Origin of the sequence: Mesorhizobium sp. RCC_202 (assembly GCF_041355295.1) — a bacterium.
Lineage (GTDB): Bacteria > Pseudomonadota > Alphaproteobacteria > Rhizobiales > Rhizobiaceae > Mesorhizobium.
Genome location: NZ_JBFUPO010000004.1, coordinates 221092 through 234678, shown reverse-complemented (window position 1 = coordinate 234678; position 13587 = coordinate 221092). Strand labels below are relative to the sequence as shown.

Here is a 13587-nt window from a genome sequence, read left to right as displayed (position 1 = left end):
GATGGCGATCCGGCGCGGACGCGGCGTTGCCGCGATCAACTATCCCACCGGCATGAACCTCGGCGGCGACCCGACCCAGGCGCTGGTGCATTCGACGCCGACCGGCAATTTCATGGTGACGCTGTCCTCCGTCGATCTCGGCCAGGGCATGAAGCAGATCATGGCGCAGATCTGCGCCGAGACGATTGGCGTTCCGACCGACCGCGTCGTCGTCGACACCGCCGACACCGACACCGGCCCGCATTGCATGGGCACTTTTGCCTCTCGCGGCACGCACCGCGCCGGCAATGCCGTCATCCAGGCGGCGAAAGAAGCCCGCCAGGTGATGCTGGAAGTGGCGGCGGAAGAGCTGGAGGTCAACGCTTCCGACCTCGAGACCGACGGCCAGGGCAACATATTGGTGAAGGGTGCGCCGCAGAAATCGATCTCGATCTTCGACGTCGCGCTGTCGGCGCATTTCAAGCGCGGCCGCTCGATCTCCGGCCGCGGCATGTTCCTGATCCCGCGCTCTTATCCGGAAAAGGAAACCGGCGCGATGAAGCCGTCGACGTGCTACGCGCATGCCTGCACCGTGGCCGAGGTCGAGGTCGATGACGAGACCGGCGAGGTCACGGTTTTGACGGTCAAGAACGTTTTCGAAATCGGCCGTGCGCTGAACCCCAAAATGGTCGAGCAGCAACTGGTCGGCGGCTCGTGGATGGGCATCAGCCATGCGCTCTATGAGACGACCGAGCCCTATTATCCCAACCGCGATCATGGCGGCACCGATTTCAACCAGTATCTGATGCCCGGCCCCGGCGATCTCGCCGAGACCGAGATCATCGTGCTGGAGCGGCCGTCGGCGGACGGACCCTACGGCGCCAAGGGCCCTGGCGAGATGTGCGCCAACCCGCAGATTCCCGCTGTCGCCAATGCCGTCTTCGACGCCGTCGGCGTGCGCATCGACACGCTGCCGATCACGCCGGAACGCATTTTGCGTGCGCTCAAGGCGCAAGCGGCGAACTGAGGACCGAAATGAACGTGACAATCGCAGAGACTGTCGCAACCACGCCGGAGGCGGTGGCGGAGCATCTCGCCGCCTCACGCTATCTGGCCGATGACAGTCTTGCGACGGCCATCTTCCTGGCGATCAGGCTCGGCAAGCCGCTGCTGCTGGAAGGCGCGCCGGGCGTCGGCAAAACCGAAGCGGCCAAGGCAATCGCCGAACTGCTCGGGCGCGATCTGGTGCGGCTGCAATGCTATGAAGGCATCGACGCCGCGCACGCGCTCTACGAATGGAACTACCAGCGCCAGCTGCTCGCCATCCGCCATGCTGGCGAGCACGAGATCGACATCTACGACGATCGTTTCCTGATCGCCCGGCCACTGCTGCAGGTGCTGAAGGCGCCGGAGCAGCGCGTGCTGTTGGTCGATGAGATCGACCGTTCCGACCATGAGTTCGAGGCGCTGCTTTTGGAGTTCCTCTCCGACTTCCAGATCAGCATTCCCGAGCGCGGCACGATCCGCGCTCAGGCACAGCCGATCGTCATCCTGACCTCGAACCGAACGCGCGAACTCGCCGAGGCACTGCGGCGGCGCTGCGTCTATCACTGGATCGGCTATCCCGACGCCGACCGCGAGGCCGCCATCATCATGCTGCGCGCCGGCGATGTGGCGGAGGCAACCGCGCGGGCCGTGGCCTCAGCCGTGCAGCAGATCCGCGCGCGCCCGCTGGCCAAGCCGCCCGGCATCGCCGAAGCGGTCGAATGGGCCAATGCCGCGACCATCCTCGAAAAAGGCGGCAGCCCGTGGCCCGAAGCCTTCCGCCGCGCCATCGGCGTGCTGATCAAGGATGAGGAGGACCTGTCCTATATCGCGCCGGAGTTGGGCGGGATTGTCGAGGAGGCGCTGGGGTGACGCGCGACGTCAACAATCCCTTCTCCCCGTTTACGGGGAGAAGGTGCCCCGAAGGGGCGGATGAGGGGTACCGTCAACCTCCGACGTCGGCGCTGCCCCTCACCTGCCTGCCGGCATCCTCTCCCCGTAAACGGGGCGAGGACAGCTGGCCCCCCGCCGCCGCGCCATTCCTCGGCTTCGCACGCCTATTGCGCCGCCACGCATTCCCCATCGCGCCAGAACAAGTCACCGGTTTCATGCAGGCGGTCACTCTGCTCGGCCCCCGCTCGATGAACGACATCCGCGAAGCCGCACTCGCAACACTCGCCCCCTCGCCCGACCGCCGCAGCGAATTCGAAGCGCATTTCCACGCCCATTTCTACGGCGACGCAAAACCTTCGATCGAAGGCGAGGAGAACGACGAAACCCGCATCAAGGACGATCGCGGCACGCGCGAGGAAGAAAACCAGATTGCCCGCAAGGAAAAAGGTGGCGAACTGTCCTCGGTGCTCGAACAGCTGAGCAGCCGCGATTTCCAGCGTGATCCCGATGGCCTTGGCTCGTTCCGCCGCAAGCTCGCCGGCTCCCTGCCCGCCCGCCGCTCGTTCCGCACAGTCCGTACCCGCTCGCGAGGCACCCTCGATCTGCGCCGCTCTCTCAGCGAAATCGTCAGCGCCGATGGCGACATCCCCTCGCCGCTGCTGCGCCGCCGCCAGACCGTGTCGCGAAAACTGCTCCTGCTCATCGATGTTTCCGGCTCGATGAAGCTGCACACAGCCGACTATCTCAAGCTCGCGCACGCGGCCGTGCAGGGCGCGGATCACGCCGAAGTCTTCACCTTCGGCACGCGCCTCACCCGCGTCACCTCGGCGCTGCGCATCCGCGACCGCGAGCAGGCGCTCGCCCGCGCCGCAGCACTCGTCGATGATTGGGACGGCGGTACCCGCATGGGCCCGTCGCTGCTCGCCTTCCTCTCGGTGCCGCGCTTTTCATCCTTCGCCCGCGGTGCTGCGGTCGTCATCCTGTCGGATGCGCTGGAGCGCGGTGACCATGCCGCGCTGGAAACAGCGATCCGCCGGCTGAGTGCCCGCGCCTTCCGGCTTTCGCTGGCAACACCGCTCGCGGGCGATCCGCGCTTCCAGCCGGTGACGGCAGCGCTGCGCGCCATCCTGCCGGTGCTGGACGATCTGGTCGACGGCTCCTCGCTCGCGAGCCTCACTGATTTCATCCTGTCGCTCGCCTGCCCTGCTCCGGCGGCGGCGGCAATCTGGAAAAGGGTATCGTGATGCAGAAAGCCATCGACGCGCATTTCCACATCTGGCGCCAAAAGGATCAGCCCTGGCTGGTGGGCCCGATGGTGCCGCGCATCTTCGGCCCCTACGAACCGATCCGCCGTGACTACCCGATCACGGAATTCCTCGATGACCAGAAAGGCTCGGGCGTCGAGAAAGCCGTCTATGTCCAGACCAACTGGGCGAAGGAGGACTTCGAGAATGAAGTCGCCTTCCTGCAGAAAACATCAGACGAAACCGGCTGGCCGCACGCCATCGTCGGCTATGCCGACATGACGGTGGACGATGTCAGGCCGCAGATCGACCGGCTGATGAAATACAAGCTGCTGCGTGGCGTGCGCATGCAACTGCATTGGCACGAGACACCCGCCTTCCGCTTCGCCGCCTTGGCCGATCAGGTCATCGACCCCAAGGTTCGCGCCAATGTGGCGAGGCTGAAGGACTATGGCCTGTCATTCGACCTGCAGCTCTTCCCGGCACAGATGAAGGACGGGCTGACTTTGGTCGGCGAAAATCCGAAAACGAATTTCATCCTCACCCATGCCGGCATGCTGACCGGCATGGAACCGGAAACCGCCGAGGCCTGGAAGGCCGGCCTGCGCACGCTCGCCGCAGCGCCCAATTTCTACGCCAAGCTGTCGGGGCTCGGCACTTTCGAGCATCGTAACGATCCGACGCTGATCGCCTACATCGTCGACAACGCGATCGAAATCCTCGGTGCGAACCGGCTGATGTTTGGCTCCAACTTCCCGATCGAAAAGCTGTGGACCAGCCACGCCGAACTCATCAAGGCGCATCGAACTGCGGTGGGCAAGCATGGGCCGACGGCAGCGGCGGATATCTTCTGGAACACGGCGGAGAAGGTATACCGGCCAGTGTAGCGCATTCTTCCCCTTCTCCCCTTGTGGGAGAAGGTGGATCGGCGCGATAGCGCCGAGACGGATGAGGGGTGCTCCAGGGAATGCCAGCGTCTCACTCCGCTGGAACCCACCCCTCATCCGTCGCCTGCGGCGACACCTTCTCCACAAGGGGAGAAGGGAGAGGCGCCGGCCGCTCACCTCACCTCGAATTGCGGATCGACCGGGATCTGCATCGCGGTGACCAGATGATTGGTCTGACCGGCCAAGCCGATGATCGACACCAGCTCGCCATGCTGCGCGTCGGTCATGCCCTTGGCGCGCGCGGCGGCCGTGTGCGAGTGAATGCAATAGGAACAGCCATTGGCGACCGACACCGCGATGTAGATCATTTCCTTGGTCAGCGGATCGATGGCGCTGTCGGCCACCATCACCGCCTTGAGTTGCTCCCACACCCGTTTCAGCGATGCCGGATCGTTGGCCAACCCGCGCCAGAAATTGTTGACGAAGTCGGATTTGCGCGTCGCGCGGATGTCGTCGAACACGGCCTTCACCGCCGGGATTTTTTCGACCTCGGCGTCGCTGAGAAGTCTTGTGGTGGCCATGGCGTTTCCTTTCGTTTTCGGTGCCAGGTAACTGGAATCGGAAGCTCAATAGCCTCCAGCAACCCATTCACTTGATTGGCACATTTGACTTTCCGCGTAGTAGGCGGCACCGCCAGGATGTGTCGAGATTCAGGTCAGGCCGCGTCGAAAATGGTGGGTTCCGAGAACCGGAGCGGAGCGTACTAAAGGTACGTGAGCACCGGAAGCGCAGGAGCGCGCCATTTGCAGGCCGGCCTCACCTGAATATCGGCACATCCTAATGCACGGCCGCGTACATAATCTTCTCCTCCGTGGCCTCGGCCGGTGAAAACTCCTCGACGATACGCCCCTGCCGGCACACGAGAATCCGATCGGACAGGTTCATGATCTCCGGCAGGTAGGACGAGATGACGACGACAGCCAGGCCCTCGTCGGCCAGCCGGTTGATGATCTGATGGATTTCGGCGATGGCGCCGACATCGACGCCGCGCGTCGGCTCGTCGAAGATGACGATGCGCGGCTGCTGCACCAGGCCCTTGCCGATCACCACCTTCTGCTGATTGCCGCCGGAAAGCTCGACCACGCGCGCATTGTCGTTGATCGCCTTGATGTTGAGCGTCTTCGTCCATTCGGCCGAGAGCTGGCGCATTTCCTGCTGGTTGATCACCCAGGCCTTGTCGCGCCCCGCCGCCAGCAAGCCGCCGAACAGGTTCTCGGCGACGCTCATGGTTTCGAAAATGCCCTCGCTCTTGCGGTCTTCGGTGACATAGACGATGCCATCGGCCACTGCTTGGCTCGGCACCAGGTAACGCACCGGTCTGTCGTCGAGTTCGATCGCGCCGCCGCGCAGGAAATCGCGCTTGTAGATGCCGGAGACGATCTTGAAGGTCTCGGTGCGCCCCGACCCGATCAGCCCGAACACGCCGGTGATCTGGCCCTCGAAGATCGAGAAGGAGGTGTTGCGCACGACATTGCTCATCGAAATGTCCTGCACCGACAGCACTTTCTTGCCCGCCTTGCGCAATTTCGCCTCGTCGCGCTGGCGATAGATCTGCCCCGACAGCGAACGGCCGACCATCGCCGACACGATTTTGTCGCGATCGAAAGCCGATGTGTCGTCGGTCACCACCAGCTCGCCGTCGCGCAGGATGGTAATGCGATCGGCGATCAGCAGTGCCTCTTCCAACGCATGGCTGATAAAGACGATGGAAACGCCACGCGTCTTCAGCCGGCGGATCAGCGCGAAGAAGTGGCGCTTCTCCTCAGGCGTCAGCGTCGCGGTCGGCTCGTCGAAGATGATGATCTCGGCATTGTGGTGGACGGCGCGCGCAATCTCGACCATCTGCCGCTTGGCCGCGCCGAGCGTTGCCACCATCGCATTCGGGTCAACAGGGAAATTCAGCGACTGCAGGAATTGCTGCGCCGAAATGTAGGTGCCGCGCAGCCGGTTGAGGAATTTCTCGGTGCCGAGATAAAGGTTCTGCGCCACCGTCATCGACGGCACCAGGCTGGTCTCCTGGAACACCATGGCGATGCCGGCCTCAAGGGCGGCATGCGGCGAAGCGTAGGCGATCTCGCGCCCCTTGTGGAACATCTTGCCGGAGGTGGCGTCGACAACGCCGGCGATGATCTTGGTCAGCGTCGACTTGCCGGCGCCGTTCTCACCGAGCAGCGCGTGGATCTCGCCCTTCCTGAGATCGAAGCTGACATTCCTCACCGCCGGCACACCGCGATAAGTCTTGGTGACGTTTTCCAGGCGAACGATCGGCTCCATCAGAAACCTCCCGTGTCGACAGCCAGCACGCAGTCGCCGCCTTTCGAGGCGATGAACAGGCGGCCGTCCTTTTCGGCCACGCTGCAGATGCCATGCCGCGTGCCGTTGGCCCGGCTGTGCAGGCTGAACTGCGGCCGCATGTCCTTGTCGAGCTTGGCCACCAGCCCATAGGAGCGGCTGGGCGACCACGGCTTGTGGATGCCCATGGTACGGATGCCGCCGCATTGCAGTGGTTCCAGGAAGCTGCGGTTGGAGGCCAGCGCCGGCGCGATCCAGTAGGCCGACGGCACCTGGTCGATCATGTCTTGCCGGTAGTGCGTTTCCTGCAGCACGAATTCGATCAGCCGGTTGCGCGGCGCAAACAGCGTCAGCCATGCGCCGTCGTCGCTGGCCGGCGATAGCCGCGCGGGATAGCCGGGCAAATGCGCCAGCACCGTCGAGCGGTTGCCCGTCGCGCTATCGAAGCGGATAAGCTGATGGCGCCAGCTTTCGCTGACCAGCACATCGGCGCCAATAGGGTGAAGGCTATACGGAAAGGCGATATCTCCAGCCACCTTGCGGAAGTCGCCGCCTGCCCGGTCGCGCTTCCAAAGCGAACCGGACGCGCCCTTCTTCATCAGGTCGGCTGCCCATTGCGATGGCGCATGCTCGGCCGATCCATTGGCCAGCCACAACGTGCCGTCTTTGGGATAGGCAAGCGCCGTGATGCAGCGGATATCGGCCGGCAGCGAAATCTCCTCGCCGCCAATCAGCAGCTTGCCGGTTTCGAGCGCCACGGTGAGTTCTCCGGTCGGCGACAGCGCGAGCGCACTGATCGTCGCCGGCAGAGTTTCGACCACCGTCGGCTCGCCTTTCGCGACAACCGCAAACACCGTATTGCCGCTCGAGGCAAGCAGCCTCTCGCCATTGACCAGCAGATTGTCCGGCTCGGTCATTTGGGCAAATGCCGGCGCATCATCAAGCCGCGTGTTGGGCCGGAAGGCGCCGTCGAGCGGCGGAATGGTCACCGCCTTGCCACGGAAGAGATCAAGCACCGGATCGAGGATCATGATGTCGCTCCCCAATAGGAAGCAGGGCTGGTCCAGTTCGGGTCGGCGCCGTCGATCCTGTAGCGGCCGACACGGTTGTTGAGGATGCCGCCGACGAACAGATAGCCCTTGTGCTCACGCATCGAGGTGACCATCGGATGCGCGCCGCCGGTGAGATCGCCCATCGCCTCGACGATGCCGCCCTTCTCGTTGAATTTGACCACGCCGCCGGTGTTGATGTTGGGAAACAGCCATTCGTCCTGCGGCAGCCGGCGCGTCATGCGCTTGCGCATGTCGGGGTGGCGCAGTGACAGGTCGAAGCTCGGCGTGCGCATGCCGAGCCAGGCCATCCAGTAATTGCCGTCCGAGGCCCGGTTGATGTTGTCGGGGTAGCCCGGCATGTCGCGGATGACGCATTCGGCGGTGCCGGCCTTCGGCCCTTCCAGCCAGTAGCGGTGCACGCGGCAGGCCCAGCTTTCGGCGAAGAACAGCGACTTGCCGTCATGCGCCATGCACACCCCATTGGTGTAGCGGTAGCCGTCGAGCAGAGTCTTGGTCGACCCGTCCTTCGGATCGTAGACCAGCAGCCGTCCCGTCGCGCGGTTCTCGATCGAGTCCAGCGCCCAATCGTGCGCGTCATAGCGCTTGGTGGAATCGGTGAAATAGATGCGGCCGTCCGGCGCGATATCGCAATCGTTGGGATCGCGCAGCCGCGCATCGTCGACGATCGAGGTCAAGGAGCGCGCCGTCTCGGCTGAGAGGCGCTTGACCTCGCGGTCCGGCGAGACGGAATAAAGCCCCATGGCGCCGACGCAGCTGATCAGATTGCCCGATTTGTCGAAGGCAAGCCCCAGCGGAAAGCCTCCGATATGGGCAAAGACCTCGGAGCGTTTGTAATCGGGGGCAAAGAAGCGGACGATCTCGCCGTGGCGCGTGCCGCAATAAAGGTGGTCGTCACGGTCGAGGATGACGTCTTCCGGCCCTTCCAGCTCGCCAAGCCCGATATGGTCGGCGGCCGACAGCCGGTTGTCGAGTTCGAAGGGGGTGCCGGAGCCAGGCGCGGCCGACTGCGTCTCGCCCATCTTGAGATAGACCGGCGCGACATAGACCTCGTTCAGCACCTTGTGGCGGTTCTTCAGCCAGCGGATGTCGATGGTGACGGCGACAGCAAGCAGGATGCCCAGCACCATCTGATTGGTGCCGGTGCCGTAGCCGAGCCGGATCAGCCCGTTCGTCATGGTCAGCACGATGATGGCGCCCATCAGCCCCTTGACCACCGAGCCGCGTCCGCCGCCGAGGCTGACACCGCCGACGACCGCTGCGGTCAGCGCCATGATTTCCAGGTTGAGCCCGGTGCCCGGTCCCGCCCCGCTCAGCCGGCAGGCGATGAGGAAACCGCCGATCGAGGAGCAGAAGCCGGAGAAGACATAGGTCATGAAGACGGTGCGGCGCACGCGAATGCCGGCATTGTGCGCCGAGCGGCGCGAGCCGCCGACCGCCAGCACATGCCAGCCGGGACGCGAGCGCGTCAGCGCGATATGGGTGACGATAGCCAGGATGATGGCCAGCCACACCGACACCGAAAGCCCCCAGAATGTGCCGTCGCCGATGAAGTCGAGCACGTCTGAGGAGGCCTGGGAAAGCTGGACATCGGCGGCATAGGTACTGACCAGGATGTCGAACAGCGCCCGCCCGAAGATGAAGGTGACCAGCGTGGTGAGAAAAGCGCGCAGTCTCAGATACCCGACGAGATAGCCATTGATGGCGCCGAAGACGAGCCCGGTGGCGAGAGCCGCGGCCAGCGCCAGCCACACCGACTGTTCCAGGATGAAGAAGACGTAGACGGCGGAAAAGCAGGACAGTGCGAAGATCGAACCGACCGAGAGATCGATGCCGCCGCCCAGCATCACCACCGTCATGCCGGTGACGACGAGCGAGAACTCGCCGAGCTGGCGGGTCGATTCCTGCAGGGAATTGAGCTTGAAGAAGCCCGGTATGACCGAGCCGAACACGCCGAGCGTCGCCACCAGCGCCAGGAAGGGAATGGCGTTGTCGGTCCAGCGCTTGGTCAGGATCTCGCCGACCAGATGGTCGGGCACGAGATTGTATCGCCAGGCCTGCAAGCGTTCACGAAGGGTCATTGGCGGCTTTTGTCATTCAGCGGGAAAAGGTGGCAAATAGGAACAGGTGGCAAACGGGAAAGAGGTGGCCGAAACGATCCGGCCACCTCACGGATGCCTTCAGAAGGCGCGGCTTACTTCGCCGCCGCCTCGGCCTGCAGCGCCTTGAGGTCCCAGCAACTGTCCGGCTTGAGGTCGGCCTTCGTCGTCGCCTTCTCCAGCGTGTAGATGTAGGTGTGCGAGGTGCCGGCCGGCTGGCCGCTCTGCAGCAGGAACTTGATGATGGCGTTCATGTCGCCCGACTGGCGGGCAAGGTCGGTCATCACAACGGCGCCATAGGTGCCGTCCACTAATTTGTCGCAGTCGGCGGCCTTCTCGCCGCCACCGGTGGTGACCAGGAACACCTTGCCGTCGAGCTTGGCATCGCGGATCGCGGCGGAAGCGCCGGTGGCGTCTCCATCCCAGAAGTCGATGATCGAGCAGATGTCGGGATGCTGCTGCAGCATCGTTGTCGTCACGTTGCGCGAGGTGGTCGCGTCCCAGTTGGAATCCGGCTTGGCGACGACCTGGAAGTCCGGGTGCTTGTCCAGCACCTTCATGATGCCGGCATATTGGTAAAGGCTGGAGGAGTTCGCCTGGTCGCCCTGCACAAGGCCGATCTTCTTCGATGAATTTTCGCCGCAGCCCTTGATCGCGGCTTCCGCCTCGAGCTGGCCGAGCTTGTCCCAGTCGCTGCCGACGAAGGCATCGGCCGGGAAGTTGGCCGGATTGTCGACGAGCAGCACATAGGTGCCGGCGGCCTGCGCCTTCTTCATAAGCTTGGAATAGGAGTTGAGGTCGGGCGCATGGATGATCAGCACGTCGGGCCTTGTATCGGAAGCGATGGCGTCGGTGATCGCCTGCGCGCCGGCGTCGACCACCCAGTTCGGATCGCGGGTCTCGAACGTGCCGCCCCAGGCCTCGACCTCCTTCTTCAGATAATGCGCCCAGCCCTGCGCCAGGTCGAAGCCCATGGCCAGCGGCACCAGCATGACGCGCTTGCCCTTCAGCGCCTGCGCGTAGGCTGCCGGGCCTGGATCGTCGGCGGCGAAGGCCGGCGCCACGAAGGCGGTAACGGCGAGCGCCGTTGCGGCGGCCATCAATGTCCTGAATAGTTTCATGTCATACCCCTCTGGTTTCGATTGTTGCCGGTCGGTCGGCATGACCCGGCCGGGTACCCGAGAGCAGGATGGGCAAGCCCATCCTGCTCAAATGTCGCCCTGTTGCGCGGTCTGTTCGTCGCGCGGATTGATGATGCCGTCGACGATGATCGCACCGAGCAGGATCGCCGCCTTGATGAGATTCTGGTAGAGCAGCGGAATGTCGATAATGGTCATGGCGTTGAGCAGGATGCCGATCAGGGCCGCGCCGACCAGCACGTTGCGCACCCCACCCCTGCCTCCCGACAGGCCGATGCCGCCGATCACCGCCACCAGCACGATGTCGTAAAGCAGCGTCGAGTTGACGACGCGCGTGTTGATCGAATGCAGGCTGGCGGCCGTCAGCAGGCCGGCGACCAGCGCTACGACAGCCGAAAGCACGTAGCGCAGCACCAGCATCGGCCGCACCGGAATGCCGATGTTGCGGGCCGCCACCGGATTGTCTCCGGCAAAATAGATGAAGCGGCCCCATTTGGTGAAGCGCAGGAACAGGAAGACCAGAAACGCCAGCGCGGCGAAGACGAACACCTCGATCGGGATATCGAGGAAGCGCAGGCCACCGAGCAGTTCGACCCAATGGCCTTGCGGCACCGGCACGGCATCCTGCGTGATCAATTGCGAGCGCACATAGCCGAAGACGAAGGAGCCGGTGGCCAGCGTCACGAAGATCGCCGGCACGTCGGCATAGGCGACGAGAAAGCCGTTGAGCAGACCGATGGCGAGCACGCCCGCCAGCACATAGGCGAAGGCGAGCCCATCCGGCGTGCCGGCATTGAGCAGCTGCAGATACCACGCGACCGACATCGCCATGATCGCCACGGCGGACAGATCGATGCCCCGGCCGATGATGACCAAAGCCATGCCGAGCGCCAATATGCCCAGCACCGAGACGGAACGGACGATGGCGACGAGGTTGTCGGCGGCGAAAAAGCCCGGCAGGCAGATGGCCGCCGCGATGAACAGCACCACGGCGATGGCAAAGACGATGCCTTCCTGATTAAGGCGCCTCCAGTCCGGCCAGCCGATCGCGTTCATCGCCCCTCTTTCGCCCAAGGGATTTTCTTTCCGGTGGAAGGCCCCGTCGAACCTCCGTCCCGACTGAAAGCTAATCGGCTCAACAGCGGCTCGTCAAATGAATCCGCGTTCAACAAACGGTCTGACGCCACTATTTGTCGAGTGGATGCATCGATTGCCGAAACTGGCGCAATGGTCGGAAACTCTTGCGCTTTTTGGCTATTCTTTGCGTCGATCGCGCGGCTCGCGAACCGGTGCGTTCAAAGCCGACGATGCCGGGGGAATTTGCGTCCGCAAAGCGCGGCAGGCGCGATGTCAATTGTTCCCGGAGTGTCCGGAAACTTCGGCGCCGGCCGAAGGTGGCAGAACCAGGAAACGCAGAGATGCGGCAAGCCCGATCAGGCCGATCGCCGCGAAAGCCACTCTGAAGTCGAAGAGATCCGGCACCGCCCCACCCCGCACGATCTGCGACAGATTGAGGATCGCGGCCGCGACGGCGACGCCGAACAGCATCGCCATCTGCTGCAGCATGCTGGAAAGCGTCGCCGCAGAGCTTCGCTGTCGCGCATCGATGTCGGCGAAGGCCAGCGTGTTCAGCGCCGTGAACTGCATAGAACGCGACAGGCCGGCGACCAGCATCAGCGCCACCACCAGCCCCCACGGTGTTTGCGGCGAGATCGCGCCGCAAGCGATGATCGCCAGCGATGCGATCAGCCCGTTCACCACCATAACGTTGCGAAAGCCGTAGCGCTTGAGTGTCGGTGTGGTGACCGTCTTCATGCCGAGATTGCCGAGGAAATAGGCCAGCACCAGCAGGCCGGCGTCGACCGGCCGAAGGCCGAAACCGACCTGAAAGAGCAGCGGCAAAAGGAATGGCGTGGCGTTGATGGCGATCCGGACGATCGTGCCGGCGGCGAGCGTCGAGATGGCAAAGGTCAGCACCTTGAAGGCCGAGAGATCGAGCAGCGGATGCTCTGCCCGCAAAAGATGGCGAACCGCGAACCAGCCGATCACGATGCCGATGCCGATCGAACCGATCGTCGGCAGCATGCCGTCCTCGGGATGCGCCAGCCGGTCCAACCCGTAGAGCATCACCGCAAGCCCGAGCGACGTAAGGAAAAACCCCGACCAGTCGAGCGGCCGGGCCTCGGAATCGCGGTCGCCCGGCACGAAGCGGGCCACCAGCAACAGACCGGCCAATCCAAGCGGCACGTTGATGAAGAAGTTCCAGTGCCAGGACAGATAGGTGGTGATGAAGCCGCCGAGCACCGGCCCGACCACCGGCGCGAACAGAGCCGGCCAGGTGATCAGCGCCGTGGCGGCGATCAGCTCGGACTTGGCGGCGTTGCGCAAAACCAGAATGCGGCCGACCGGCGTCATCAGCGCGCTGCCCAGGCCTTGCACGATGCGGGCAGCGACAAACGCGGTCAGGCTCTGCGAGAAACCGCAGGCGATGGAGGCGAGCGTGAACAGCGCGATCGCGATCAGGAAGATGGTGCGCGCGCCGAAACGGTTGGCGAGCCAGGCTGACAGCGGCACGAACACGGCCATGGTCAGCATATAGGCGGTGATGCCGATGCTCATCGCCACCGCCGGCACGCCGAAGGACTGGCCCATCTGCGGCAGCGACGTCGAGATAATCGTTGAATCGAGCAGTTGCATGAAGAAAGCGACGGCAACGATCAGCGCCACGCGCCGTGCCTGTTGGGCCGCAAGCGCCGGCTGGAACACGGCGTCGTTGTCGGGAACGCTGCTCATAACGCGCTGGTTGAACAGCATAAAGCTGGTCCAGTCCAGAGTTTATCCAACAAACTTCCGTGTCGCCGTTTGGCCTGTTATGGATG

Annotated in this window: 11 protein-coding genes; 4 read left to right on the top strand and 7 right to left on the bottom strand. The window is 63.8% G+C overall.

All coding sequences use genetic code 11. The annotated features are described in order from the left end of the window. Position 1 precedes the first annotated feature (1 nt). From AB6802_RS11285 to AB6802_RS11270, 4 genes are read left to right on the top strand one after another with little or no spacing between them, the layout of a single operon-like run. On the top strand, positions 2-1006 hold the full coding sequence (locus tag AB6802_RS11285) for a xanthine dehydrogenase family protein molybdopterin-binding subunit (RefSeq protein WP_023779827.1): 1005 nt from the start codon (positions 2-4) through the stop codon (positions 1004-1006). An 8-nt stretch (positions 1007-1014) separates the two neighbouring features. Next, positions 1015-1896 (top strand): AAA family ATPase, encoded by an 882-nt coding sequence (locus AB6802_RS11280; protein WP_371010177.1) that lies wholly within the window; start codon positions 1015-1017, stop codon positions 1894-1896. Then, complete coding sequence (locus AB6802_RS11275) at positions 1893-3161, top strand: VWA domain-containing protein (protein ID WP_371010176.1); 1269 nt, start codon at positions 1893-1895, stop codon at positions 3159-3161. The genes AB6802_RS11280 and AB6802_RS11275 overlap by 4 nt, the downstream gene beginning before the upstream one ends. After that, positions 3161-4048, top strand: coding sequence for an amidohydrolase (locus AB6802_RS11270; RefSeq protein ID WP_371010175.1), 888 nt, complete (start codon positions 3161-3163; stop codon positions 4046-4048). The genes AB6802_RS11275 and AB6802_RS11270 overlap by 1 nt, the downstream gene beginning before the upstream one ends. A 173-nt stretch (positions 4049-4221) precedes the next feature. Here AB6802_RS11270 and AB6802_RS11265 read toward each other — a convergent pair whose 3' ends face one another. The 7 genes from AB6802_RS11265 to AB6802_RS11235 form a co-directional block, all read right to left on the bottom strand. Next, positions 4222-4629 (bottom strand): carboxymuconolactone decarboxylase family protein, encoded by a 408-nt coding sequence (locus AB6802_RS11265; protein ID WP_371010174.1) that lies wholly within the window; start codon positions 4627-4629, stop codon positions 4222-4224. Between the two features lie 256 nt (positions 4630-4885). Next, entirely contained in the window at positions 4886-6382 is a 1497-nt protein-coding gene (locus AB6802_RS11260; protein ID WP_371010173.1) for a sugar ABC transporter ATP-binding protein, read from the bottom strand. Then, the gene (locus tag AB6802_RS11255) at positions 6382-7431 is read right to left on the bottom strand and encodes a hypothetical protein (RefSeq protein ID WP_371010172.1); all 1050 of its coding nucleotides are present in this window, start codon (positions 7429-7431) and stop codon (positions 6382-6384) included. Before AB6802_RS11255 ends, AB6802_RS11260 begins: the two co-directional genes overlap by 1 nt. Next, positions 7428-9551: an ABC transporter permease gene (locus tag AB6802_RS11250; protein ID WP_371010171.1), complete on the bottom strand. Its 2124-nt coding sequence runs from the start codon at positions 9549-9551 to the stop codon at positions 7428-7430. Before AB6802_RS11250 ends, AB6802_RS11255 begins: the two co-directional genes overlap by 4 nt. A 113-nt stretch (positions 9552-9664) precedes the next feature. Continuing rightward, positions 9665-10690: a sugar ABC transporter substrate-binding protein gene (locus AB6802_RS11245; protein ID WP_371010170.1), complete on the bottom strand. Its 1026-nt coding sequence runs from the start codon at positions 10688-10690 to the stop codon at positions 9665-9667. A gap of 87 nt (positions 10691-10777) precedes the next feature. Beyond that, positions 10778-11764, bottom strand: coding sequence for an ABC transporter permease (locus AB6802_RS11240; protein ID WP_371010169.1), 987 nt, complete (start codon positions 11762-11764; stop codon positions 10778-10780). A gap of 294 nt (positions 11765-12058) precedes the next feature. Then, entirely contained in the window at positions 12059-13501 is a 1443-nt protein-coding gene (locus AB6802_RS11235) for a DHA2 family efflux MFS transporter permease subunit (protein WP_371010465.1), read from the bottom strand. Positions 13502-13587 lie beyond the last annotated feature (86 nt).